The sequence below is a fragment of the Pseudomonas sp. LTR0 genome (assembly GCF_036630035.1).
Classification (GTDB): Bacteria; Pseudomonadota; Gammaproteobacteria; order Pseudomonadales; family Pseudomonadaceae; genus Aquipseudomonas; species Aquipseudomonas putida_Y.
In genome coordinates this window covers 2850787-2875028 of record NZ_CP123734.1, presented here as the reverse complement: position 1 = coordinate 2875028, position 24242 = coordinate 2850787, and the positions used below count along the sequence as shown (strand labels likewise).

At 61.0% G+C, this 24242-nt stretch carries 22 protein-coding genes; 19 read left to right on the top strand and 3 right to left on the bottom strand.

Going from position 1 to position 24242, the window contains the following annotated elements:
• Window positions 1-13: 13 nt before the first annotated feature.
• The 9 genes from QCL51_RS13260 (at window position 14) to QCL51_RS13220 (ending at window position 8382) form a co-directional block, all read left to right on the top strand.
• Window positions 14-712 (top strand): CoA transferase subunit A, encoded by a 699-nt coding sequence (locus QCL51_RS13260; protein WP_020192902.1) that lies wholly within the window; start codon window positions 14-16, stop codon window positions 710-712.
• Between the two features lie 35 nt (window positions 713-747).
• Complete coding sequence (locus QCL51_RS13255) at window positions 748-1404, top strand: CoA transferase subunit B (RefSeq protein WP_021785059.1); 657 nt, start codon at window positions 748-750, stop codon at window positions 1402-1404.
• A gap of 153 nt (window positions 1405-1557) precedes the next feature.
• Window positions 1558-2976: a TIGR00366 family protein gene (locus tag QCL51_RS13250; protein WP_021785060.1), complete on the top strand. Its 1419-nt coding sequence runs from the start codon at window positions 1558-1560 to the stop codon at window positions 2974-2976.
• 76 nt (window positions 2977-3052) lie between these two features.
• Window positions 3053-3595 (top strand): XRE family transcriptional regulator, encoded by a 543-nt coding sequence (locus QCL51_RS13245; protein WP_021785061.1) that lies wholly within the window; start codon window positions 3053-3055, stop codon window positions 3593-3595.
• Window positions 3596-3843: 248 nt separating this feature from the next.
• Complete coding sequence (locus QCL51_RS13240) at window positions 3844-4020, top strand: hypothetical protein (protein WP_021785062.1); 177 nt, start codon at window positions 3844-3846, stop codon at window positions 4018-4020.
• A gap of 266 nt (window positions 4021-4286) precedes the next feature.
• Window positions 4287-4844, top strand: a complete 558-nt coding sequence (locus QCL51_RS13235) for a polysaccharide biosynthesis/export family protein (protein ID WP_338443400.1) — start codon at window positions 4287-4289, stop codon at window positions 4842-4844.
• A gap of 25 nt (window positions 4845-4869) precedes the next feature.
• A complete protein-coding gene (locus QCL51_RS13230; RefSeq protein ID WP_021785064.1) occupies window positions 4870-5985 on the top strand; it encodes a hypothetical protein in 1116 nt (371 codons plus the stop codon).
• A gap of 16 nt (window positions 5986-6001) precedes the next feature.
• Complete coding sequence (locus QCL51_RS13225) at window positions 6002-7564, top strand: Wzz/FepE/Etk N-terminal domain-containing protein (protein ID WP_021785065.1); 1563 nt, start codon at window positions 6002-6004, stop codon at window positions 7562-7564.
• Between the two features lie 11 nt (window positions 7565-7575).
• On the top strand, window positions 7576-8382 hold the full coding sequence (locus QCL51_RS13220) for a CpsD/CapB family tyrosine-protein kinase (RefSeq protein ID WP_021785066.1): 807 nt from the start codon (window positions 7576-7578) through the stop codon (window positions 8380-8382).
• Window positions 8383-8450: 68 nt separating this feature from the next.
• Here the strand turns inward: QCL51_RS13220 and galE are convergent, their stop codons facing one another.
• The 3 genes from galE to QCL51_RS13205 form a co-directional block, all read right to left on the bottom strand.
• Window positions 8451-9416 carry a UDP-glucose 4-epimerase GalE gene (galE, locus tag QCL51_RS13215; RefSeq protein ID WP_021785067.1) on the bottom strand — a complete coding sequence of 322 codons (966 nt, stop codon included), beginning with the start codon at window positions 9414-9416 and terminating at the stop codon, window positions 8451-8453.
• 105 nt (window positions 9417-9521) lie between these two features.
• Window positions 9522-12122 carry a glycosyl hydrolase family 5 gene (locus tag QCL51_RS13210; protein WP_103463141.1) on the bottom strand — a complete coding sequence of 867 codons (2601 nt, stop codon included), beginning with the start codon at window positions 12120-12122 and terminating at the stop codon, window positions 9522-9524.
• Window positions 12123-12127: 5 nt separating this feature from the next.
• On the bottom strand, window positions 12128-13654 hold the full coding sequence (locus QCL51_RS13205) for an O-antigen ligase family protein (RefSeq protein WP_021785069.1): 1527 nt from the start codon (window positions 13652-13654) through the stop codon (window positions 12128-12130).
• Window positions 13655-13749: 95 nt separating this feature from the next.
• Between QCL51_RS13205 and QCL51_RS13200 the strand changes: the two genes are divergently transcribed.
• The 10 genes from QCL51_RS13200 (at window position 13750) to QCL51_RS13155 (ending at window position 24217) form a co-directional block, all read left to right on the top strand.
• Window positions 13750-15126 carry an oligosaccharide flippase family protein gene (locus tag QCL51_RS13200; protein ID WP_021785070.1) on the top strand — a complete coding sequence of 459 codons (1377 nt, stop codon included), beginning with the start codon at window positions 13750-13752 and terminating at the stop codon, window positions 15124-15126.
• Window positions 15127-15362: 236 nt separating this feature from the next.
• A complete protein-coding gene (locus tag QCL51_RS13195; protein WP_101196778.1) occupies window positions 15363-16829 on the top strand; it encodes a GMC family oxidoreductase in 1467 nt (488 codons plus the stop codon).
• A gap of 103 nt (window positions 16830-16932) precedes the next feature.
• Window positions 16933-17541, top strand: coding sequence for an acyltransferase (locus QCL51_RS13190; RefSeq protein ID WP_028697450.1), 609 nt, complete (start codon window positions 16933-16935; stop codon window positions 17539-17541).
• 1 nt (window position 17542) lies between these two features.
• On the top strand, window positions 17543-18499 hold the full coding sequence (locus QCL51_RS13185; protein WP_021785073.1) for a glycosyltransferase family 2 protein: 957 nt from the start codon (window positions 17543-17545) through the stop codon (window positions 18497-18499).
• 8 nt (window positions 18500-18507) lie between these two features.
• Window positions 18508-19032 (top strand): serine acetyltransferase, encoded by a 525-nt coding sequence (locus tag QCL51_RS13180; protein ID WP_021785074.1) that lies wholly within the window; start codon window positions 18508-18510, stop codon window positions 19030-19032.
• A 5-nt stretch (window positions 19033-19037) separates the two neighbouring features.
• Entirely contained in the window at window positions 19038-20015 is a 978-nt protein-coding gene (locus QCL51_RS13175) for a glycosyltransferase (protein WP_103444370.1), read from the top strand.
• A gap of 9 nt (window positions 20016-20024) precedes the next feature.
• Window positions 20025-21029, top strand: a complete 1005-nt coding sequence (locus QCL51_RS13170) for a VirK/YbjX family protein (RefSeq protein ID WP_028697449.1) — start codon at window positions 20025-20027, stop codon at window positions 21027-21029.
• 49 nt (window positions 21030-21078) lie between these two features.
• Window positions 21079-22281: a glycosyltransferase gene (locus tag QCL51_RS13165; protein ID WP_021785077.1), complete on the top strand. Its 1203-nt coding sequence runs from the start codon at window positions 21079-21081 to the stop codon at window positions 22279-22281.
• Window positions 22278-23465, top strand: a complete 1188-nt coding sequence (locus QCL51_RS13160) for a glycosyltransferase family 2 protein (RefSeq protein WP_021785078.1) — start codon at window positions 22278-22280, stop codon at window positions 23463-23465. The genes QCL51_RS13165 and QCL51_RS13160 overlap by 4 nt, the downstream gene beginning before the upstream one ends.
• Window positions 23465-24217 carry a WecB/TagA/CpsF family glycosyltransferase gene (locus QCL51_RS13155; protein ID WP_274148250.1) on the top strand — a complete coding sequence of 251 codons (753 nt, stop codon included), beginning with the start codon at window positions 23465-23467 and terminating at the stop codon, window positions 24215-24217. The genes QCL51_RS13160 and QCL51_RS13155 overlap by 1 nt, the downstream gene beginning before the upstream one ends.
• Window positions 24218-24242: the final 25 nt, after the last annotated feature.

Sequence of the window (24242 nt, the reverse complement as noted above, 5' to 3'; positions counted from 1 at the left end):
AAGGCGGATCAGCATGGCAGGACTGGACAAGCGCGTTGCAACCTATGAACAGGCCCTCGAAGGCCTGAGCGACAACATGACGGTACTGGCCGGTGGTTTCGGCCTGTGCGGCATCCCGGAAAACCTTATCAGCGAAATCAAGCGGCGTGGCGTCAAGGGCCTGACCGTGGTTTCCAACAACTGCGGTGTCGACGGTTTTGGTCTGGGCGTGCTGCTGGAAGACCGACAGATTCGCAAGATGATCGCTTCCTATGTGGGCGAAAACGCCGAGTTCGAACGCCAGTTGCTCAGTGGCGAGCTGGAAGTGGAGCTGACCCCACAGGGCACCCTCGCCGAAAAAATGCGCGCAGGTGGTGCCGGCATCCCGGCGTTCTACACCGCCACTGGCTATGGCACCCCGGTTGCCGACGGCAAGGAAGTCCGCGAGTTCAAGGGCCGCAAGTACATCCTGGAAGAATCCATCACCGGTGACTTCGCCATCGTCAAGGGCTGGAAGGCCGACCACTACGGCAACGTGGTTTACCGCAACACTGCGCAAAACTTCAACCCGCTGGCGGCCACCGCCGGCAAGATCACCGTGGTCGAAGTGGAAGAAATCGTCGAGCCCGGCGTGCTGCTGCCAAGCGAAATCCACACCCCGGGCATCTACGTGGACCGTGTCATCGTCGGCACCTTCGAAAAGCGTATCGAAAAGCGCACCGTCAAGGCCTGAGCGCCATCCAACAGAACAACAAAGAGATCCTGACCATGGCACTGACCCGCGAACAGATGGCGCAACGCGTTGCTCGTGAACTGAAGGACGGTTACTACGTCAATCTGGGCATCGGCATCCCCACTTTGGTGGCCAACTATGTACCCGCCGACATGGATGTGATGCTGCAATCGGAAAACGGCCTGCTCGGCATGGGCGAGTTCCCGACCGAAAGCACCCTCGATGCCGACATGATCAACGCCGGCAAGCAAACTGTCACCGCCCGCCGCGGCGCCTCGATCTTCGATTCGGCACAATCGTTCGCCATGATCCGTGGCGGCCACGTCGACCTGACTGTACTGGGCGCTTTCGAGGTGGACGTGCAGGGCAATATCGCCTCGTGGATGATTCCGGGCAAGCTGGTCAAGGGCATGGGTGGGGCCATGGACCTGGTGGCCGGCGCCGAGAACATCATCGTCACCATGACCCACGCCTCCAAGGACGGCGAGTCCAAGTTGCTGCCGCAGTGCAGCCTGCCGCTGACCGGTGCTGGCTGCATCCGCAAGGTGTTGACCGACCTGGCCTACCTGGAAATCGAAGACGGCGCCTTCATCCTGCGCGAGACCGCACCTGGGGTCAGCGTCGAGGAAATTATCGAGAAAACCGCCGGCAAGCTGATCGTGCCGGATGATGTGAAGGAAATGACCTTCTAAGGCATGACGTGATCTCACCCTGTGGGAACGGGCTTACCCGCGAATGCGTCGGTACATAGACCGCCGCATTCGCGGGTAAGCCCGTTCCCACAGGTTTTTTGCGTTGCCTGGCAATACCGCTTCATCTCATAAAACCAATAAAAGGAATTCACCGTGGCCGCTGAAATTCAAGACAGCCGCTCCGCGCGCTTTGCCTTGCGCTGCTCCAACTGGGCTGAACGCTGGTTCCCCGACTCCTGGGTGTTCGCCGCGTTGGCGGTACTGCTGGTGTGTATTGGCGCACTGGCCATGGGCGCCAAACCGACCGACACCGCCAAGGCTTTTGGCGACGGTTTCTGGAGCCTGATACCGTTCACCATGCAGATGGCCTTCGTGGTCATCGGCGGTTATGTGGTGGCCAGCTCGCCGCCCGCCGCGAGGCTGATCGATCGCCTGGCGCGCATCCCCGGCAATGGGCGCTCGGCAGTGTGCTGGGTAGCACTGATCTCGATGCTGGCCTCCTTGCTCAACTGGGGGCTGTCGCTGGTGTTTGGAGGCTTGTTGGTACGCGCCCTGGCGAGGCGTACCGACCTGAAGATGGATTACCGCGCAGCGGGTGCGGCGGCTTATCTGGGCCTGGGTGCGGTGTGGGCGCTGGGCCTGTCATCCTCGGCGGCGCAGTTGCAGGCCAACCCGGCCAGCCTGCCACCTTCAATCCTGTCGATAACCGGGGTGATTCCGTTTACCGAAACCATCTTTCTCTGGCAGTCCGGCGTGATGCTGGCGGCGCTGGTGGTGGTCTCGCTGGTGATCGCCTACGCCACCGCGCCGGGCCCGAACAGCGCACGTAGCGCCGAAGACTGCGGTGTCGACCCCAGCTTCACAGCGCCACCCGCCACGCAACGCACGCGCCCGGGGGAGTGGCTGGAACACAGCCCGATCCTGATCCTGCTGTTGGTGGCCTTGGCTGCTGGCTGGCTCTATCAGGAGTTTGCGACAAAACCCGCGATTACCGCCATCTCGGGGCTCAACACCTACAACCTGTTGTTCATCATGCTCGGTGCTTTGCTGCACTGGCGCCCACGCAGCTTCCTTGACGCGGTGGCGCGTGCGGTACCGACCACCACCGGTGTGCTGATCCAGTTCCCGCTGTATGGTTCGATCGCCGCCATCCTCACCCAGGTGAAGGGCGTCGATGAACAGACGCTGGCCCACCATATTTCACTGTTCTTCACCCAGATTGCCACCCACGACACGTATGCCGTGCTGATGGGCGTGTATTCCGCGGTGCTGGGCTTCTTCATCCCTTCAGGCGGTGGCAAGTGGATCATCGAAGCCCCTTACGTGATGCTGGTGGCCAACGACCTGCAGTACCACCTGGGGTGGGCGGTGCAGATCTACAACGCGGCCGAAGCCTTGCCGAACCTGATCAACCCGTTCTACATGCTACCGCTGCTGGGCGTGCTGGGGCTCAAGGCGCGCGACCTGATCGGGTTCTCGTTCGTGCAATTGCTGGTGCATGTGCCGTTGGTGCTGGTGTTGCTGTGGGCGTTGGGTACAACGCTGCAGTACGTACCGCCAGTGATGCCTTGATTCAAGGCCTCTGCAGGCTTGGCGTCAGCTATTAGACGCGTATCATGGCTGCCTCAGCCTGGGAAACCCGCGTCACATGTCTATCCGATTGAAACTGCTGCGTAAGAAACTGGGGATGACCCTGGAAATGCTGGCCGAAAAGACTGGCATGACCAAAAGCTACCTGTCCAAGGTCGAGCGGGGCCTCAACACGCCCTCGATCGCTGCGGCGCTGAAACTGGCGAGGGCGCTGAACGTCAATGTCGAAGAGCTGTTCGCCGAAGAACAGGCCGGGCAGAGCCGCTACAGCCTGGTGCGCCATACCGAGCGCCAGGCCTTGGTTGGCGATGGACAAGGGCCGGGGTACGCGGCCCTCACCAGTCAGGTTGGCCAGCGCAGCCTGCTGCCGTTTCTGATCCAGCCGCCGTCCGAGTTCAGCGACCCCACGTTCAAGGAACACCAGGGCGAAGAGTTCCTGTTTGTTCACGCAGGCCAGGTGGAAGTGGATTTCATGAGCGAGCGGGTAATGCTGGAGCAGGGCGACGCCCTGCATTTCAATGCCCAGACGCCGCACCGGCTGCGCTCGGTAGGTGTTACTCCAGCGCAATTACTGGTCGTGGTTCACCACGCGGACGAATGAATACGTGGGGGGGCAGGTATGCCCCCGCGTATTCTCAGCTGTGAAACGCCAGATTCATCGCAGCAGCCCTCCCTTGCATAATCTGCATGTCGTTTTTTTGACGAAAGCACCCATCGCCCATTGAATTTTATTATGGTGTCGGATCATTGACGTAGTGTCATTGTGCCCATAAGCTCAAATCAACAACGAAACAACCCCGCAACACCGCGCCAATAACTAATTGATTTTCCTGTTTTTAGGAGGGGAGTATGCGCTCGACTCTGATAATCAAATCGATGTTCTTGCTGGTGATGCTAAGTGGTGCTGCCCGTGCGGCAGATTCGTATATCAATCAGAACAGTATCATTCCTGTTTCAACTGCAGGCTGGTTCTTTGCCTTTGCTGTCGTCGGTTTTGTTGCTGTTGCCAACCGCAGAAAGATCTGAACCGGACACCTTGTACCCGAAGTGACTGCCCATTGCCGAGAGGCCACAGGCATGGCTTGTGAATTCTCCAACCGTTGCTATATTCCCAGTAGCCCGTAAGGGCCAACGTTTACAGAACGTTGCAGCCCACGTCTACAGCGTCAAGGTAAGGGCCTCCAGGAAGGTCGAGGCCATCGCGGCAGCTGTGCGCCGTGAAGCGGAGCGAGAGTTGGTGTGTTGTTCTCATTCAGTGCTCTTTGTCGGGCCATTTGGCCGGAGGGACCCTCATGGTGCGTTCAATATTTGCCGCTTTGTGCATGCTGACGGTGGGGTCCGGCGCCGCTAACGCCGACCAGAGCGGTGCTCCCTACCTGCTTAGCCCCGGCGATGTGGTGATGGTTTCGGTGTGGCAGGAAGACAGCCTGCGTCAAGAAGCCACCGTACTGCCCGATGGCAGTATTACCTTCCCCCTGGCCGGGCGCATCAATGTTGCCGGGCTGGACGTGACGGCAGTCGAAAAGCAGGTCGCTGCCAAACTCGGAAAATTCCTCCCCGACCCTAACGTCAGCGTTGTCGTCAAAAGCATTGCCGGCAATATGGTCTATGTCCAAGGCAAAGTGATCAAGCCCGGGCCTGTGCAAATGGCAGGCCCCACTGCGGTATTGCAGGCGCTGAGCATGTCAGGTGGCCTGGACAAGTTTGCTGACGAAAGCGAAATCAAGGTGGTCCGCGGCACGGGTGCTTCCCAAAAGATCCTGCCCGTGCGATATAAGGACCTGGTGTCTGGCCGGGACATGTCCACCAACATCCAACTCCAGGCTGGCGATACGCTGGTCGTTCCTTGATCTTGCCTTTTAATAAGAACATTTAATGCCTCTTCTTAGAACAACTCGCATTGCAACGGCAATCTTGGTCTTGCCGTTTACGGACGCGGTACTGGCGGCAAATTGGCAGTCTACGGTGGTGGTACCGACATCCGTCGAATACGACAGCAACCCATTGCTGCTGACCTCGGGGGAAAAGGGCATAACGCGCACGATCATCGCGCCGGATTACACCCTGATCGGCACTTTTGACCGTGACGAATTGAGGTTGGGGCTTGGCATGCATGTGCTGCGCTCGTCCGATACGGATATCGTCGATGACCGTGAAGATCCTGATATCAGCCTGGGCTGGCAGCGCACCACCGAGCGGGGGCGTTTCGGCCTGGTGGCGCGCTACAACGAGAGCTCGACGTTGTCGGGGACAGTACTGGATACCGGGGTGATTACCACCGACGGTACGCAGAAGCTTTACACCTTGACTGGCAACTGGAGCCAGGCGGTGACCGAGCGCAGTACCTTGAGCAACGAAACCACCTACAACCGTGCCCGTTACGACATCAGCACGCTGACGGGCTACGACGAACTGGCGAACGTCTTTACCTGGACTTACGCCTGGAACGAGCGGGCTGATCTGTATACCCGTTTTGGTGCCCGGCGCTATGAGCCCGAACAGGACCTTACCGCGACCGCTTCCAACAGCTACACCCCGGCAGTCGGCGTCAAATACCAGCTTGCCGAAGGCTTTAGCGCCGATGCCCATATTGGCGTCAACCAAGTGTCAGGTGACGGCGGCGGCCGACGCGGGGAGGGTGGGGTTGCGTTGCTGTACACCGGCCCGCGTGCCGATGCCAGCCTCACAGCCGAGCGCAGCACGGTGGCCAGTGCCGAAGGCGGCTTCGCCGAGCTGGACCAGGTGCGGGGTGTGTGGAGCTATGCGTTGACCGAGTTGTCCCGGGTGGGCGCGGACGCCGCGTGGCAAGACAGCAAAGGGCAGTCGCCCAACACGCTGCAGACTTACAGCGTATGGGCCAGCCGCCAGTTTTCGCCTTACTGGGACCTGCGCCTGTCGCTGATGTACAAAGAACGGCAGCAGGACCATGTACCGGATGCGACCGCTACGATCGTTGGTTTGACGTTGACGTACAGGTACCCCGACATCTGAACTTCAAGGTGGCCCTATGAAGTCTGACTACGAGCTCTCCCTCAGAGATTACATCGCCATTATCAAGGACAGGGCCCTGGTGTTAGGGGTGAGTGCCGCAGTCATTCTCGCCGCGACCGTGGCCGTCGCGTTGATGGTGCCGCCGATCTACCAGTCGACCGGCACCATTCTGGTGGAGTCGCAGCAGATTTCACCCGAGCTGGTGTCGACCAACACCACCACTTTTGCCGATGAGCGCATCGAGGTGATCCGCCAACGGGTGATGACCCGCGAAAACCTGCTGCGCATCATCGGCAAGTATGACCTGTTCGCCGACAAGCGCTTCAGCGAAAGCGACAAGATCGACCAGATGCGCAACGCGATCGTGGTCCAAACCCTTACCACCTACGTGCGTGGACGTGGTGAAGCGACCGTGGCGTTCACTGTGTCGTTCGAGCACAAGCAGGCACAAGTGGCCAAGGAAGTCGCCGACGAACTGGTGACGCTGTTCCTCAACGAAAACCTCAAGCAGCGCACCGAGCGGGCCAACGAAACCACCGAATTCCTCACCCAGGAAGCCAACAAGCTGGGCGCCGAGCTGGCCAGCCTGGAAAACCAGTTGGCCGATTTCAAGCAGGCCCACGCCAATGCCTTGCCCGAGCACCAGACCCTGCGCATGAACATGCTGTCGCGTGCGGAGCTGGAATTCCGTGAGGTCGACCGTGACTACAAGGCTGCCCAGGAAGAGCTGCGCTACCTGGAGCTGGAACTGTCTGCGGCCAATGCAGGCCTTGCCACCAAGGCTGCCGAAGGCACCCGATCAACCCGTGCCGACCAGCCCGAGGACCTGCCAAGCCTGAAAGCCGAATACGCCCGGCTGCTGACCCGCTACAAGGACGCCCACCCGGATGTGGTGGCGATCAAACGCAAGATCCAGGCGCTCGAAGCCAGTGGTGGTCGCACTGCGGCAGCGTCCACGGTCAGCCTCGACGTGGCCCGTGTCCGTGCCAAGATGAGCGCCGCCCAGGTGCGTATCGCCTCGCTGGCAGAGCAAAAGCGCGAGCTGACCCGGAAAATGGAAGGGTACGAGGCCGAGATCCTCGAGGCGCCGCAGGTCGAGCGTGGCCTGGTGACCTTGATGCGTGACCACGACAACGCGCGCAAGAAATACGAAGAGATTCGTGCCAAGGAAATGGGCGCAAAAATTACCGAAAGCCTCGAGCAGGAAAACAAGGCTGAACGCTTTGTGCTGCTGGAGCCTCCGCTGTTGCCCGAGAAGCCGATCAAGCCCAACCGCAAGAAAATCGCCGCGCTGGGCCTGGTGCTGGCGCCAGCTGGTGGCGGTGCGCTGGTGATGCTGCTGGAAATGCTCAATCAGCGCGTGCGCGGCGTTGGCGCCCTGGAAAGCCTGCTGGGCAAACGGGTGCTGGTGGCACTGCCCTATATCGATACCCGAGCCGACGTGGCCCGACGCAAGCGCTGGCGCAATCGCCTGATCCTGGCGGCACTGGCGCTGGCAGCTATCATGATAGGGCTGGTGCACGTGTTCTACATGCCACTGGATGTGCTGTTGTACAAAGTCATGTCTCGGTTTGTATAGGGAAAGCAGTGATGGACAGGATCAAGCCGGCTGTTGGCAACAATATTCATCAGGTTACCCCAGGTACTCCCCAGGCACTGTCTCCCGCCCCCGGTACGGCGCTGGCAGAAGTGCCGGGTCAGTTCGATTACGTGAACACCAAGGTGGTACCGCTGCGTGCAGACCACCTGGAGCGCAACCGCATCGTCGCGTACAACAAGAACTCCAACATGAACGGGCCGATCGACCTGTTGCGTACGCAGGTGCTCAGGGCCATGGACGAGAACGGCTGGCGTACCTTGGCCATCACCTCGCCAACGCCTGAAGCGGGCAAGACAATGCTGGCGATCAACCTGGCCATGAGTATTGCCCACCACACCACCAAGACTGCGTTACTGGTGGACTTCGACCTGCGCCGGCCCAAGGTCGGCAGTTACCTGGGGCTGCCCATGGAGCAGGCACTGAACGAGTTTCTGACGGACAAGGCCGAGCTGCAGGACTGCCTGGTCAACCCGACCTTGCCGCGCTTTGTGGTGCTGCCGACGCGGGTACCCGTCCCCCTGTCGACCGAGATGCTGTCCTCGCCCAAGGTGAACAACCTGATTGGCGAGTTGCGCAACCGCTACGAGTCGCGCATCTGCATTTTCGATTTGCCACCGCTGCTCAGCTCGGACGATGCAATCACCGTGATGCCCAAGTTTGATTGTGTATTGCTGGTGGTGGCCAACGGGATGAACAACAAAAAGGAAATCGAGGATTGCCTGCATCACCTGGCCACGGTGAACCTGATCGGGACTGTGTTGAACAAGGCTGACGAACAGCCGCGGACCTATTACTGATACTGAGCCTTCTGGCCGTCCGCCTGTAGGTGCAGCCTTTTGCTGCGCCTACAGGGAGCGAAACCAACTCAGCGCTCCCAGGGATACTGCAACTCCCACTGCCACGCATGCCGCACAATCTCCTCCAGCGAAGCGAACGCCGGGCGCCAGCCCAGCACCTGGATGGCTTTGCTCGCATCCGCCACCAGCCGTGGCGGGTCGCCCGCGCGGCGCGGTGCGTCAAGGGTACTGATCTGCCGCCCGGTCACTGCCCGGGCCGTATCGATCACCTGCTGCACCGAAAAGCCCAGGCCATTGCCCAGGTTGAACGCGGCACGTTCGCCACCGGCCCGTAAATAATCCACCGCCAGCGCATGGGCCGCCGCCAGGTCTGCCACATGCACGTAGTCGCGTATGCAGGTGCCATCCGGTGTGTCGTAGTCACGACCGAACACTGTCACCGCCTCGCGCCGACCCGATGCAGCCTGCAGGATCAATGGGATCAGATGGGTTTCCGGGTCATGACGTTCCCCGAGCTGACCTTCTGGGTCAGCGCCCGCGGCATTGAAATAGCGCAGGCATACCGACTTCAAACCATAGGCCCGGTCAAAGTCCTCAAGAATCTGCTCGACCATCCATTTGCTCAACCCGTACGGGTTGATCGGTACCTTGGTGTGCGCTTCATCGATCGGCACGTACTGTGGGTTGCCATATACGGCGGCACTCGAAGAAAACACCAGGTGCCTGATGCCGGCATTGACCATGGCCTGCAGCAGGGCAAGGGTGGCTGCGACATTGTTCTGGTAGTACTTGCCAGGCGCGGTGACCGACTCGCCCACTTGAATGAACGAGGCGAAGTGAAACACTGCATCGAAGCGACAAACGCCAAACAGCACGTCCAGCGCGGCTTCGTCGGCGATATCGAGCCTGGCCCACTGGATGCCGGGGCCAGGTGAGACCAGGTCCGCCACCAGCACGTCATGGCCGGCGGCGAGCAGGTGCTTGACCATGTGTGAGCCAATGTAGCCCGCACCACCCACAACCAGATATTTCATCCCCACCTCCTGGAATCTGCTGTTTACAGACGCAGTGAACACTCCCTGACACGTGCAGGTGGGATGATCATCTACAGGTGACCTGAGCGTAGATGGCCCTATGCTCTATTTCAAGAATAGCCAGTTGGACATGTAGGTGCCGTCGAAGGTAATGGTGTATTGCCCATCCTTGTAGGCCACCGGCAGCGGTTTCAGCTGCACCTGTGCATCGCGGGCGAACAGTTTCAGGCCGGCAGGTGCCTTGATGTTCAGGCTGCCTTCAAGGGGCTCGACATTGAACGGCGTCTTGTCATCGGCCTTGGGCATCGCACGGGTGCCCAGAGACAGAAGAAGTTCGCGCGACTGGCCCAGTGGCTTACCGTCCAGGCTCTGGACCACCACGCTGGCGTAAGGCGTTTTCGTTTGTATCTGAATGGCACCCAGGTTGATCGGACGGCCACCCAGCCAGCCACTGGCGGCCTGGGTCAATGGCGTGTCGATGGTGTAGATGCCTTGTTGCCAATTGCGCCTGAGCTCGCCTGTATCGGTCACCGACTCGGTGGCATCGGCGGCCAGCAGCGCTTGCCCCGGGTCGTGCAGCACCTGCGCGCCTGCCGGGATGGTCGCGGGTTTTAGCCAGGGCAATTCCGGCGTGTGTGGCAGGGCGATCTGCAGCTGGCCCTTTTCCATGGCCGTGCGCAGCAGCGGTGAGTTACGCGGGGTGATTTCCTGGTTGTACAGAGTGGCAGGTGTCGGTGCGAACACGTAGCGAGTGGTGGCGGGCTTCACGTCGGCACGGCGATAGAGCAGGGCAGCGGCGGGCAGGGTGGCGATCATCGCCGGGTCGTTGTACGCGTGCCAGTTGTCCGCTGTGCGCCAACCCGGGTTGAACGCCTGTTGGCTGTAGGCATATTGCAGCATGGCGTCCCAGCCTTGGTGGCTGGCGGTGCCGGCGATGTAAATCGGCAGCGAGTGACGGTCCGGCAGCGGGAAGGGCTCGGCGTTCCACTCGGTGACAGTCAGCGGTTTGCCGACGACCTGGGCGGCAGCAATCCAGTCGATCATGCCGTCGCTGGTCAGCGGGTTCTTTTCCAGTTGGCCTGCGTCGCCGTAGCTGTGGGCGTCGATGACATCGCCAACGCTCAGTGCCGGAAGCGCGCTAAGCCCATTGCCGCCCCAGGTACTGGTGGTAGCAATGGGCACTTTCACGCCCACGCTGCGCAGGTGGGCGATCATGCCGGCATTGAAGCGCTGTTCCAGCTCGTTGAGCAACAGCTTCGACGGCCCATGCTCCCAGGCACGCCAGGTAAGGTCGACGGGGAGGTCAAACTGTTTGGCAAAGGCCTTGGCTGCGGCCATGTAGCGCGCACTGTGGCGCGGTACATCCTTGTTTGGCATCAGGGCGTTGCCGTAATGCTGGGTCAGGTCATTCTCGTTGGTGATCAGCACGGCGGCGATGGCCGGGTCGTCCTTGTAGGCCAGGCCCGTGTATTCGTTCACATGGGTCAGGTACTGCTCGGCGAAGCGTTTCATCGCTTGCTGGATACTGTCGTTCACGTAGGCGTAACCCTTCAGGTCGACGCGACCGTCCTTCTCGGGAAGCTCCTTGAAGTCTTCGATGTTGTCGTTGGCGGTGAACGCACGCTGCACATGCATGTCCAGCCAGATGTAGATGCCTTCGTCCTTGAGTGACTTGATCCACAGGTCGAGCTTGCGCAGCGATTCGGCGCTGAGCTGCTGGGTATCATGCACCAAGGTGCCGTCGCCAAAGACGTTGGGGCTGACCCAGGGCGAGTCGTGGTGATGCAGACGCACCAGGTTGAAGCCCAGCGCCGAAAGGCGTCTGGCCTGCAGGCGAATTTCTTCGTCAGGGGTTTTGAACAACGAGTAGGCCGACAAGTTGGTGCCCCAGAAGCGCACTGGAGTGTTGTCGGCGAACATCAACTGGTCGCCGACCGCCTTCACGAAGCCACGCTTGCCGGCGGGTTTCTCCGCTGCGTTGAGGAACGACAGGTCCACCGGCGAGGTGCGCCAGTCCAGTTGGTCATCAGGCCAGCTGGCAGGGTCTGCCAGGCCGAAGCGCTCGCTGGGGGTAGGGCCGAGTTCGATGTCGCCGGTCACGTTGAGCACGGCCTTGAGCTGCTGGCGGCCGGCGCTGATCGGGTCCTTGTAGAGGAATGCACGCAGCTCGGACGGGTTGCCGCGCTCGAAATAGACCTTGGCCAGTGGCGGGTCGAAGCGCATTTCGATGCGTCGCCCCTGGTCGGCCTTGCCCCAGGTCCAGCCGCGGTTGTCGGGCAGCAACTGCGGGGCGCCCATGTCGCCGGCGATTTGCGCCGGGTCGAACTGGAACACCAGGCCGCCACCCATGACACCGCTCTGGCGGCTGTGGGCGTCGAGGTCGAAGGCCCAGCTCAGGGTTTGCGCCTGTTCCTTGCGGATGTCAGCTTGCAGGTCGAAGTCCAGTTCCTTGTTCTTGCCCCGCAGCGTGTAGTGGTAAGGGCCATTGACCTTGAAGTCGGTATAGAAACCGGTCCAGCTCCAGTTGGCAGCCCAGAAATCGAATTTGGCCTTCATGACCGGGCCGCCGCCGTGTGTCACGGTAGGCAAGCCATTTTGCTCATCGACACTGACCTGCCAGTCTGAAGCCCAGCTGGCCAGCGGCAGAAGGGCCAGGCCGGCAATGGCCGAAAAGCGCACGTAATGACGCAGGGACAGCCTATTCATGAACATTACCTGGGTTGTAGGTCGGGTTCTGCCAGTTCCATCACCTGGCTGTTGTGCAGCCGGCGAACCATCTGGATGTAGGCCACGCCCAGACCTGCGATAGACCAGTACACCACCGGGATGAAGGTGATGCTGCTGACTGTGAAGATGATGACCAGAATGCCGATCAGCGTTGCCAGCAACACCCGGCCGAGCTGTCGTCGCTCATCATCCTTGTCGGCAAAACTGAGCATGGCCCTGCGGATACCCACCACCACCACGGCAAAGAACGCCACGAACAAGCCTAGCCCGACCAGGCCGGCCCGCAGCGCCAGGTTGATGTAGGTGTTGACGATGTCGATGATGCCTTCGCCCTGGATCATCGACTGCATTTCGGGTGTGTTGCGGAAGTCGAAAGAACCGAACAATGGGTTGCGCTGGATGACGATCCAGGAATTGTCCATCAGCCGCTCGCGGTAGGTGATGTTCTCTTTCTCGAGGTTGCCGATGAACGGCAGCAGGTCCAGCACCTTGTCGCCACCAGGCACGACGGTCAGCAAGGGCAACGCCAGCATGCCAGCCGCCCCCAGCAGTGCCAGGCGCTTGACGGCGCCTTTGCCCAGGGCAATGAACACCACCACGATGACCACGGCGCCGATCCACGGGCCGCGTGACAATGGCGCGAACAGCCCGGCGGCCAGCAGCAGGGCGCCCATGGCCCTGTGCAGCGGGCGTTGCACATAGCCTTGCACGAACAGGAACAGGCCGATGGCCACGCTCATCACGTAACCCAGCACAATCGCCTGGCCGGTGGTGACGCTCGCCCGCAGCGCACCACCGCGGCTCAGGTAGCCGGACATGCTCCATGGCACGCCCATGGCGTCGACCAGAGCGCTGTATAGCAGCCAGTGGCGTACATACTCGGCCACAGCGATCAGCGCCATGACGAAAGAGACAAGTACGAAGGCCAGCAGGGTGTCCTTGAAGTCGCTGATCTGACGCAGGCCACGGCTGGCCACGTAGTACGGCAGGAGTACGTCGACATACAGGTACAGCGCCTGGCGCAGCGTGTCGGTAGGGGTGGTTTCGCGCAAATAGAGCACGCTCAGCAGCAGCAGGCCGGCGGCCAGCAACTTATCGGCCCAGGTGCGGCCAAAGCGAAGGGTGTCACCTTGCCGGCGCAGGTGCAGCGCAGCCGGCAACAGCACGCACAGGCTCAGCAGGCGAATATGGTTCAGGTCGACCAGGTAATTGACCACGCCAAACCCGGGCACCTGGACCGACGCTGGCGGGATCAGGAACAGCAGCATGTAGAACAGCGCCATGGGGTTGTGCTCGCGGCGCCCGGCCAGCAAAAGGACGACCGCACCCACACCCAGATACAGCCAGAAGCTGTGCGAGAGAAAAGCCAGCAGGGTCAGCAGGAACCACAGATTACGCCGGCGCTTGTAGTCGCTGAGCGGAATCAGGTCGGTGGCAGGCCGCCGCGCCATCACGAAGACCACGCTCGCCAAAAACAGGATGACGATCAACGCTCGAAAATGTTCAGGCATCGGCTATGTACACCTTTCCTTCGGTGGGCAACGGCTAGCATCGTGGCTAATTGAAACTATAGTGACTTTTAGCCAATCAGTCAGAGATTGAAGTCATGCCGTCGATTGATGTGTCAGCCGCCGCGAGCCTGCGCAAGCGGGCCCTGAGAGCCGGGTCGTGGAACCTGGTCTCGCAGGTGGCTTCACAGGTGATGCGCCTGGGCGGCAATCTGATCATGGCCCGCTTGCTGCTGCCGGAAATGTTCGGGGTGATGGTCATTGCCACCACTGTTTCGATACTGCTGCATTTGCTTTCCGATGTCGGCCTGCGCCAGAACATCATCCAGAGCCACCGTGGTGACGATCCGGACTTTCTCAATACCGCCTGGACCGTGCAGATCATCCGCGGTTTCCTGCTGTTTGCGCTTACTCTGCTGCTGGCCCTGGGGGCTTGGTTGGCGCAACTGGCCGAGCTGTGGCCGGCAGACTCAACCTATGCCGCACCCATACTGCCGATGGTGCTGGCGGTGACCGGCCTGTCTGCGGCCATCTGGGGGTTCCAGTCCACCAAGATAGATGTGGCGGTACGAACTTTCCAACAAAAGCGCGTGGTGCTGGTCGACCTTGCCTCGCAGGTGGCCGGCCTGGTGGTGATGCTGGTGCTGGGCTTGCTGACCCATTCGATCTGGGCGCTAGTGTTATCAGGCCTGGTTTCGGCGGTGGTCTGGACAGTGCTGGGGCATACCGCCCTGCAGGGGCCCACCAACCACCTGCGCTGGGACCGTTCGGCGCTGACCGAGCTGATTGTGTTTGGCCGCTGGATCCTGCTGTCGTCGATGGTTGGTGTGCTGGCGATGTACGGCGACCGTATGTGGTTTGGCGCCAGCATGTCGGCGGCGCAACTGGGTGTGTATTCGATCGCCGTGCTGATCCTGGGTGCGGTGCAGACCGCGCTCATGAAAATTGTCGGCGCGGTGGCATTGCCTGCCTTCAGTGAAGCGGCCCGGGCCGACGACAAGCAGCGCCTGAAAGCGTTGTATTTCCGCTTTCGGCTGCTGGTCGACCTGCTGGTTCTGTTCATTTGTGGCGGGTTCCTGACCGCCAGCCCATTGCTGATTGGCTGGATGTATGACGATCGCTACCGCGAAGCAGGGCCGATGCTGGCGATTCTCTCGCTATCGTTCATCGTATTGCGCTATACCTTGGCTCATCAGGTGTGGATTGCCTTGGGCCTGACCAAGTACCAGGCCATGGACAACATCATCCGCCTGGTCTCGTTATGGGGACTATTGCCGCTGTTACTGGCGCTTGGCGGGGTGGAGTGGGCTATCTGGGGTGTCGCCCTGCATGCTTTGCCAACGCTGGTGCTGGTTGTGTATGTGAATTGCAAACTGGATATCTTCAGCCTCAAACGTGAGCTGGTGGTACTGCCGATGTTGCTGGTCGGGGCGCTGTGCGGGGCACTGCTGACGGCCTTCTTCAACTGGCTGTAACGCAGTTTGCCAGGTGTAACTTTCATGGCTACAGGTCACGGGATCATGGAGAAGCTCACTTTTTGTACTGCGCAGTTGGGTCGTAGAGGTTTTCTCCAGAGCTGTGTCTTGCTCGGCGTGGGGGGCGCAGTATTCGGCGCCTCGGCGGCCGTTGCTGGCAAGACGGCCGAAAAGCCCGGGTTCGTGATAATCAACGGTTGGGTATTGCCGTCCCGTTACTTCCGGAACGCGTCAGCATGATCAAGGACTTTCAGCAGCAGAAGGCGCTGCGCGACCACTACGATTTCTGCATCATCGGCGCCGGCCCGGCGGGTATAACCTTGGGCTTGCGCCTGGCTGCTGCCGGCTGGAGCGTAATGATCGCCGAAGGTGGGGGGCGCGAATATGCGTCGTACTCGCAAGACTTGTACGCGTGCTCATCCACCGGCCTGGAGCTGTATGCCGAGGAATCCCGCCTGCGTTACCTGGGGGGCACCTCCAATCACTGGGCTGGCCGGTGCCGGCCATTCACTCCTTCGGATTTTGCCGTCGCCCCGCAAGGCGACTTGCCGGGTTGGCCCATTCCCTATTCGGAGATCGAAGGCTTTCTACCGGCAGCGATGGAGATTGTCGATCTGGCGCCTGGCGCGGATTTTCGCGCGATGAATACCAGTCTCGATGGTGGTGACTTCGAGGCGGACCGCTTTCTGCTCAGCACGCCGACACGCTTTGCACAAAAGTACGCAACAGCACTGGAGCAGACCCCAGGCCTGGACGTATTCATCCACTGTAATTGCGTTGACCTGGAGTTCGACAAGGCTTCCGGCCACCTGGCTGCGGTGGTGTTGTCCGACTATCAACGCAATCGTCAGCGCCTGGTAGCAAGCAACTTCATTCTGGCCACGGGTGCCATCGAGAATGCCCGGCAGTTGCTGAACAGCGAGTCCCTGGTGGCCGCAGGTGTGGTGAGCAAGGAAGGGCTGGTGGGCGGGGGGTTCATGGAGCACCTGAACATCGAAATGGGCACTTTCATCCTCAAGTCCGGGCAGGACCCGGAGCCGCGCCAGTACTACACCACCGATGCTTTCATCGACGAGTACAAGGCCGGTAAAGGCAATGTCACCGCTGTTTTACTGGCCGATGTGCAAACCTACGGCCGCACTGCCGAGGTCAAGTATTTTCTCGAGAGCCTGGCCTGCGACATGGGGTTTGCCAGCAAGGTCGCCTTCGTTGCCAAGTTCAGCTGCCCCGGTGACGGCGTGCTCAGCACCATGATCGAGCAGTTCCCCAACCTGCACAGCCGCATTTCGCTGCTGGACGAGAAGGATGCATTGGGCGTGGCCAAGGTCAATGTCAATTGGGTGCTTAGTGCCGATGACCGGCACACCATCAAGTGCATTGGCAGCGAACTGGCCAAGCAGTTCGCTGACATGGGGCTGGGGTTCGTCAAGCTCAACGATTTCGTCTACGACACCTCGATTCCGCTGAAAATGGCACCCCATGCCCATCACATGGGTACCACGCGTATGGCCGCCTCGCCGCAGTTCGGTGTAGTCGATGCCAATTGCAAGGTGTTCGGTACCGAAAACCTGTATGTCGCCGGCAGCAGCATTTTTGCCAAGGGCGGCGCCTCCAACCCGACCATGCCGCTGTTGCAGTTTGCCTTGCGGCTGGCCGACCACCTCGATAACAAGATGAAAGCGGCCAGCAGCGCCGCAGCGTGATGCAGGTTGTACACGGGTGAGAGCGATGCGGTCAGCACCTAGAAGAACGAGACCGGAACGCCTCAGGACACTCCAGATTGTTCAGATCGCGAGGCCAGGCAGTATGAAGGGATGGATACGCAAGGCAGTGGCGCACTACGCCCATGCAACCGGGCGAGGGGGCAAATTCTACAGGAGGTTCTGCAACCCCTCTGGTCTTGAATGGGGGGCCTATCTGGCCCGATGGGGCAACTTTCACTCGGTCGGCAGCAATTTCTTCGTCAATACAGGCTGCAAGTTTCTCGACCCGTCGCTGGTACGTATCGGCAACAGCGTGGGCTTGTCCGACTGCACGTTGATCGGTCATGACGGGGTGGTACTGCTGATCGAGCATCGCTATGGCAAGCACCTGGATTCGGTCGGTTTCATCGACATCAAGGACAACTGCTTCATCGGCCATGGTGCGATCGTGATGCCTCGCGTGACCATCGGGCCTGAATCCATCGTGGCCGCAGGGGCGGTGGTGACCAAGGACGTGCCGCCAGGCACCGTCTATGGTGGCAACCCGGCCGTGTTCATCTGTACCACCGAGCAGTTGATCCAACGGGTCGAGGCACGTTGCGAAGCTTACCCTTGGATCGACCTGGTGAAACAGCGCAACGGGGCCTACGACCCGGAAGTTGAACCGCTGTTGATGGCGCAAAGACGCCAGTATTTCTTCGGGGACAGCTAAAATGGCTAGCAAACCTGTGGATGTCATGGTGGTGAACTTCAATACCGCTGGACTGCTGCAGCCAATGTTCGATGCACTGCGCCGGGCCGACAGCGAGCGGCTGGCCAGTTACCTGGTGGTGGACAATGCCTCGCGCGATGACTCGGTGCAGCGCATGGCCCAGGTGTGCCCCGAGGCACTGCTGCTGAGCAACAAGCAGAACGTGGGTTTCGGCCGGGCCAACAACCAGTTGTTGGCGCACCTCAAGGGCAAGTACGCCTTGCTGCTCAATACCGATGCCTTCGTTGCCGCCGACTCTCTGCAAAAAACACTCGACTACATGGAGGCCCACCCAGAGTGCGGCGTACTGGGGGTGCGCCTGGAGGGGCGCGATGGTGACCTGCAGCCCAGTTGCCGCTACTTCCCCACGCCGCTCAATGTGTTCGTCGGGCGTACCGGGCTGGGGCGGTTCTTCCCAGGGCTGAAGATGGTCGACGAAATGAACTGGGACCACGCCTCGGTGCGCGAGTGTGACTGGTTGCCTGGCTGCTTCTACCTGGTGCGCCGCGAAGTGCTCGACAAGGTGGGGTTGTTCGACCCGCGCTACTTCCTTTATTACGAAGAGGTGGACCACTGCAAGCGGGTTAAGGAAGCGGGCTGGAAAGTGGTGTTTTACCCGCATACCACGGTGGTGCATATCGGTGGCGAAAGCTCCAAGTCGGTGGCGGAACTGGAGGCTGCCAGCCGGCAGATCTCGTCCTACCAGATCGAAAGCGAGTTGCTGTACTTCCGCAAGCATCATGGCGTGACGGGGCTGGCCCTGCACATGCTGCTGGTCACGCTGGGCGACCTGGTGCTGGCACTCAAGGCGCTGTTGAAACGACGCGGCTGGGGCGCCATTCAGGCCTGCTGGCGTCATTGCCGGGCAACCTGGTCATTGCTGTTCAAGACCCGGTACGCCAGCCAACCAACAAGGTAGGTGGAGCCATGTTCGAGAATATTCGCGCCGACCTGAGGGCCCATGGCGGGGACTGGGGCGCCCAGGGCTTCTGGGTATTGCTGGTGTACCGCTTTGGCCGCTGGCGTTATACGTTGCGCCCGGCACTGCTGCGCAAACTGTGTTCGCTCATCTACAAGGTGCTGTTCAAATTCGTCCAGATCATCACCGGTATCGAACTGCCTTGCGAGGTGGTGATCGGGCGCAACTTCGTCATCGATCATTTCGGCGGCATTGTTGTCAGCGGTTATGCCCGCTTCGGCGATGACTGCCGTATCCGCAACGGCGTGGTGGTGGGCCTGAAGAATGTCGACGAGCCGATTGCCCCGGTGTTCGGCAATAACGTCGACATCGGCACCGGGGCCAAGGTGCTGGGCAGTATTCGCATCGGCAACAACGTGATCATCGGCGCCAATGCCGTCGTGCTGGTAGATGTACCTGACAATTCACTGGCAGTGGGGGTGCCGGCCATCATCAAGGCCCGGCAAGCGGCCGCCACGGCATCGGTCGAGTGAGGCCTATGGCAACGGTGATCGGCGTGGTGGTCATCGGCCGCAATGAAGGCCAGCGTCTCGAGCGCTGCCTTTGTTCGTTGGCGCACGGGGCGGACAAAGTCATGTACGTCGACTCGGGTTCCACCGATGGTTCGCTGCAGTTGGCCGCCAACCTTGGCGTGGACGTGCTGGCGCTGGACATGGGTATCCCGTTCACTGCCGCACGCGCCCGCAATGAAGGTTTTGCCGCCTTGCAGCGCCTGTTGCCATCGATGCAACTGGTACAGTTCGTCGATGGCGACTGCGAGGTGAATGCCAGCTGGCTGGCCACTGCGCAGGCTTTTCTTGAGCAGCACCCCGCCGTGGCAGTGGTGTGTGGTCGCCGGCGTGAGCGCTTCCCGCAGCGTTCGGTGTACAACTTGCTGTGCGACCTGGAGTGGGATACCCCGGTCGGTGAGGCCAAGGCCTGTGGCGGCGATGCACTGATGCGGGCAGACGCCTTTGCTGCTGTGGGTGGCTTCCGCCCTGACCTGATAGCCGGAGAAGAGCCCGAACTGTGCGTGCGTTTACGGGCCAACGGCTGGAAAGTCTGGCGACTGGCTGCCGAGATGACCCTGCACGATGCCGGCATGACCCGTTTCAGCCAATGGTGGCGGCGTAGCCTGCGCGCTGGGCATGCCTATGCCGAGGGCGCCTACCTGCATGGCCAGCCACCCGAGCGGCATTGGCTGCGTGAGTCACGTCGGGCCTGGTTGTGGGGCCTGGGCATACCCTTGGTGATCGCACTGGCCTGCCTGCTGCTGGGCGGCTGGGGCTTGCTCTTGCTGTTGATCTACCCATTGCAGGCCTTGCGCCTGGCTCGCCGCGGCAGCAAGTCGACGCGCGAGAACTGGCTGCAGGCTGTGTTTCTGGTGTTGGGCAAATTCCCGGAAATGCTCGGCCAGCTGAAGTTCCTGCGCCACCGCCTTGCGGCTGGCAAATCGGCTTTGATCGAGTACAAGTGAGAAAAACCCATGATGCTCGGCACCCTCGTGAAAAGCGTGTTTACCTTGCAACCGGGTTACTCGTTGCGGGCGATGCACAACAAGTACAAGTTGGCACGGCAGATCGCCAGGCAGTGGCCTGAGCTGAACGGGTTCATGCAGCGCATGACGGCGGCGCTGGGCCCGCATGGTTTGCAGCGGCTGGGTGTGGATTGTATCGGTGTCGTGCAATGGCCTTACATCAGCCGATGCTGGGAGGCGCCACAGCGTCTGGATGTGGTGGCTTCACACTTTGAACGGGTGGCTGGGCAGTTCCCGGCGTTGCTGCTGCTGGGACGCGACGAAAACCTGAGGCTGTGTGACCTGTCCAGCCATTCGCCGGGCTGCTGCCTGGTTCTGGATCGGCCAATCTGGTTCAAGCGCGAAGGCGAGCTGGTGTTGAACCTGTTCCAGGCCGACCTGCGTGTGGCATCCCTGGCCTTCACCCTGGGCCGCAGCCAGGGTGAGACCTGCCTGTTCATCGGTGCGGTGCAGGGCATCCACAAAGGTATCGACAGCGAAACCTCGCTGGCCATCTACCGTGACCTGACCAAGGACTTCGAAGGGCTGCGGCCACGCAGCCTGTTGCTCGAAGCGTTGAAATGCCTGGGCAGAACCCTGGGTGTAACGCAACTGTATGCCGTCAGCGACGCCTGCCGGCACCATCGCCATCCCTATTTTGGCAACGACAAGGGCCAGGACCTGGCGGCCAACTACGACGTTATCTGGCAAGAACACGGCGCCATAGCGTCTGACCGTGAGGATTTTTTTACCCTCCCGTTAGCGCCGGCACAACGGGCGGAAGCCGACATCCCGGCCAAAAAACGGGCGATGTACCGCCGCCGCCAGGCATTGCTTGACGATGTTTTCACCCGTTTGCAGGCAGCATTGCCAAGCAGCAATCACAACCTTGGACTACAAGGAAAACAGGGGGATGCATTTGCTGTGAGTGCATCGGCAGTAGACGGACCGCCCGTAGTCGACAGCCTGAAGTGAAGGTTGCCAGGGAAGGTTGGTCATCAAGCGGGTTTGGATCTGGATTCGTATGCGCATTGCTTACTTCATCAATCAGTACCCGAAAGTCAGCCACAGTTTCATCCGTCGCGAAATTCTGGCGCTGGAGCGTCAGGGGGTTGAGGTACAACGTATAGCCCTGCGTGGGTGGGACGCCGAGGTGCAGGATGCCGAGGACGCAACCGAACGGGGCAAGACCCGCTACGTATTGCAAGGTGGGCTCAAGGGGCTATTCGCACCGACGTGGCAGGTACTGCGTACGCAGCCGCGGCGGTTTTTCCAGGCGCTGTGGCTGGCCATGCGCCTTGGTCTGCGGGCCGACCGTGCCTGGCCCTATCATCTGGTCTACCTGGCCGAGGCCTGCCAAGTGCTGCAGTGGTTGCTGGCAGGGGATGCGACCCATGTGCACGCGCATTTCGGCACCAACTCTACTGAGGTGGTCATGCTGGCCAACGTCCTGGGCGGGCCGGCATACAGCTTTACCGTGCACGGCCCCGAAGAATTCGACAAACCACAGTTTCTGCATCTGGGTGAGAAGGTGCGGCGCGCCGCCTTTGTCGCGGCGGTGAGCTCGTACGGGCGCAGCCAGCTGTACCGTTGGGTGGCGCACGAGCACTGGGGCAAGGTGAAGGTGGTGCATTGTGGCCTGGAGCGTGGGTTTCATGAGGTGGCGCCGGTCAATGTGCCGCCGGCGCCACGGCTGGTGTGTGTCGGGCGCCTGTGCGAGCAGAAGGGCCAGCTGCTGTTGCTGGAAGCGGCGCGCTGTCTCGCTGCCCAATCGATCGCCTTCGAGCTGGTGCTGGCGGGTGACGGTGAAATGCGCGAGCAAATCGAGGCCTTGATTGCCCGGCACGGCTTGCAGCAGCAAGTGCATATCACCGGCTGGATCAGCAGTGCGCAGGTACGCAAGGAAATTCTGGCCGCCCGCGCGCTGGTGCTACCCAGTTTTGCCGAGGGCTTGCCAGTGGTCATCATGGAGGCCATGGCCTTGCGCAGGCCAGTGCTGACCACCTATGTAGCGGGTATCCCCGAGCTGGTGCGGCCTGGCGAGAACGGCTGGCTGTTCCCTGCCGGTGCCGTTGACGAGCTGGCAACAGCCATGGCCGACTGCCTGGCGCAACCGACCGAGGCACTGCAGCACATGGGCGAGGTGGCCTACCAGCGTGTAGTGCAACGGCATGACATCGACACCGAGGCGGCCAGGCTGGCCGGCTATTTCAAGGCATACGCATGATAAGTGTATTGGGTTGGTTACTGGGCCTGTTGGCGATCATCGTCCTGGTACCGGTGTTGGTCCTGGTGCTGCAAGTGTTGTTGGCGTGCCTGCCAGCGCGGGCGAGGCCCAACGGCATTGGTGAGCGCCCGCGAGTGGCGGTGTTGGTGCCCGCCCACGATGAGGCGTTGGTCATTCGTGCGATGCTGGCCAGCGTTACGCCGCAACTGCTGGACGGCGATCGCTTGCTGGTAGTGGCGGACAACTGCTCTGACGACACGGCCCAGTTGGCACACGAGGCTGGTGCCGAAGTGGTAGAGCGCCACGATACGCGGTTGCGCGGCAAAGGGTATGCATTGGACTTCGGCGTGCGCCACCTGGCTCAACGACCGCCCGAGGTTGTAATTGTGGTGGATGCCGACTGTCAGGTAGGCGAAGGGGCGATTGACTGCCTGGCGCGCCGCTGCCACGAACTTGCCCGCCCGGTACAGTCGCTGTACCTGATGCGTGCACCTGCAGGTGCCGGGTTGAAGGTGCAGGTTGCCGAGTTTGCCTGGCGGGTAAAGAACCTGGTGCGGCCGCGCGGTTGGGCGCGCTTGGGCCTGCCATGCCAGCTGATGGGCGCGGGCATGGCGTTCGCCTGGAACGATCTGAGCCTGATCAACCTGGCCAATGGTCATCTGGTCGAGGATGTGAAGCTGGGCTTGGACCTTTGCCAGCAGGGTAAGCCTCCTGCTTTCTGCCCCGAGGCACTTGTCACTAGCCAGTTCCCGCTCAGCGAGCAGGGCCTCAACAGCCAGCGCACCCGCTGGGAGCATGGCCATCTGGGCTTGATGCTCGCCGATGCACCCAAACGGGCGATGGCTGCAATCACCCAGCGCAATGCTAGCCTGGCGGCCTTGACCCTGGACTTGCTGGTGCCACCCCTGGCGTTGCTGGTGCTGGCCTTGCTCGGGCTTAATCTGGTGACCTGGCTGGCGTACCTGCTGTTCGGCCTGGCGGTGCCCGCGCGGCTCGCCTTTACCGGTTTGGCCTTGCTGGCCTTTGCCGTGGTGTTGGCCTGGGCGCGCTTCTGTCGTGAAGTGATACCGTTCTCGGTGTTGCTGTACGCGCCGTTTTACGCGGCCAGGAAGATTCCCTTGTACCTGAGCTTCCTGATCAAGCGCCAGGTTGAATGGGTGCGTTCAAAACGGGATGACGACTGATGGCTCAGTGGCAGAATCGCTGGAAGCGCGTGATCGACCAGATGGAAGTGATCGCTGACGCCGCCGCAGTGCAGCACCTGCTCGATCGCCTGGCTACACCGGATACGGGCACCGTGCTGGGCTTCGTCAATGCCCATGCCATGAACCTGGTGGTGCGCGATGGTGGCTACTGCCAGGCACTGTCGGCCGCAGATGTGCTGCTGCGCGATGGTGCCGGCATGGCGATCCTGTATCGCGGTCTGGGCCTGGAACCCGGGCTCAACATGAATGGCACTGACTTCATTCCCAGGCTCATGGCTACTTACCGAGGGCGCAAAGTCGCCTTCTGGGGCACCCGGCAACCCTACCTGGACCAGGCCGCGCAGCGCTGTAAAGCCGAGTTCGGCATTGTGCCAGTGTCCGTTCACGATGGCTTTGCCAGCGTAGAAACCTACTTACAATTGGCCCGCAGGGAGCAACCCGAGCTGATTGTACTGGGCATGGGCATGCCCAAGCAGGAAGCGGTGGCGGCAAAATTGGCAGCCATTGGCGGGCCATGCCTGATCGTGTGCGGAGGGGCGATCCTGGACTTTCTCGGCGGCAAGGTCAGCCGTGCCCCCGAATGGCTGCGGCGTTTGGGGGGCGAATGGCTGTACCGCCTGCTGCGCGAGCCCAAGCGCCTGTTCATGCGTTATGTGGTGGGCAATCCGCTATTCCTGTTGCGCACCCTGTTGTACCGGCGGTCAGCGGTTTCGGCCAGGCGGGCCCTATGAATCGGCCAAAAATCGCAAATGCGGT

Coding starts and splice junctions, on each gene's coding strand:
- QCL51_RS13235 (WP_338443400.1), top strand. CDS start 4,287: ATGGTGCGTTCAATATTTGCCGCTTTGTGCATGCTGACGGTGGGGTCC.
- QCL51_RS13225 (WP_021785065.1), top strand. CDS start 6,002: ATGAAGTCTGACTACGAGCTCTCCCTCAGAGATTACATCGCCATTATC.
- QCL51_RS13255 (WP_021785059.1), top strand. CDS start 748: ATGGCACTGACCCGCGAACAGATGGCGCAACGCGTTGCTCGTGAACTG.
- QCL51_RS13160 (WP_021785078.1), top strand. CDS start 22,278: ATGATAAGTGTATTGGGTTGGTTACTGGGCCTGTTGGCGATCATCGTC.
- QCL51_RS13220 (WP_021785066.1), top strand. CDS start 7,576: ATGGACAGGATCAAGCCGGCTGTTGGCAACAATATTCATCAGGTTACC.
- QCL51_RS13240 (WP_021785062.1), top strand. CDS start 3,844: ATGCGCTCGACTCTGATAATCAAATCGATGTTCTTGCTGGTGATGCTA.
- QCL51_RS13260 (WP_020192902.1), top strand. CDS start 14: ATGGCAGGACTGGACAAGCGCGTTGCAACCTATGAACAGGCCCTCGAA.
- QCL51_RS13245 (WP_021785061.1), top strand. CDS start 3,053: ATGTCTATCCGATTGAAACTGCTGCGTAAGAAACTGGGGATGACCCTG.
- QCL51_RS13210 (WP_103463141.1), bottom strand. CDS start 12,122: ATGAATAGGCTGTCCCTGCGTCATTACGTGCGCTTTTCGGCCATTGCC.
- QCL51_RS13190 (WP_028697450.1), top strand. CDS start 16,933: ATGAAGGGATGGATACGCAAGGCAGTGGCGCACTACGCCCATGCAACC.
- QCL51_RS13170 (WP_028697449.1), top strand. CDS start 20,025: ATGATGCTCGGCACCCTCGTGAAAAGCGTGTTTACCTTGCAACCGGGT.
- QCL51_RS13165 (WP_021785077.1), top strand. CDS start 21,079: ATGCGCATTGCTTACTTCATCAATCAGTACCCGAAAGTCAGCCACAGT.
- QCL51_RS13175 (WP_103444370.1), top strand. CDS start 19,038: ATGGCAACGGTGATCGGCGTGGTGGTCATCGGCCGCAATGAAGGCCAG.
- QCL51_RS13205 (WP_021785069.1), bottom strand. CDS start 13,654: ATGCCTGAACATTTTCGAGCGTTGATCGTCATCCTGTTTTTGGCGAGC.
- QCL51_RS13195 (WP_101196778.1), top strand. CDS start 15,363: ATGATCAAGGACTTTCAGCAGCAGAAGGCGCTGCGCGACCACTACGAT.
- QCL51_RS13180 (WP_021785074.1), top strand. CDS start 18,508: ATGTTCGAGAATATTCGCGCCGACCTGAGGGCCCATGGCGGGGACTGG.
- QCL51_RS13230 (WP_021785064.1), top strand. CDS start 4,870: ATGCCTCTTCTTAGAACAACTCGCATTGCAACGGCAATCTTGGTCTTG.
- galE (WP_021785067.1), bottom strand. CDS start 9,416: ATGAAATATCTGGTTGTGGGTGGTGCGGGCTACATTGGCTCACACATG.
- QCL51_RS13185 (WP_021785073.1), top strand. CDS start 17,543: ATGGCTAGCAAACCTGTGGATGTCATGGTGGTGAACTTCAATACCGCT.
- QCL51_RS13200 (WP_021785070.1), top strand. CDS start 13,750: ATGCCGTCGATTGATGTGTCAGCCGCCGCGAGCCTGCGCAAGCGGGCC.
- QCL51_RS13155 (WP_274148250.1), top strand. CDS start 23,465: ATGGCTCAGTGGCAGAATCGCTGGAAGCGCGTGATCGACCAGATGGAA.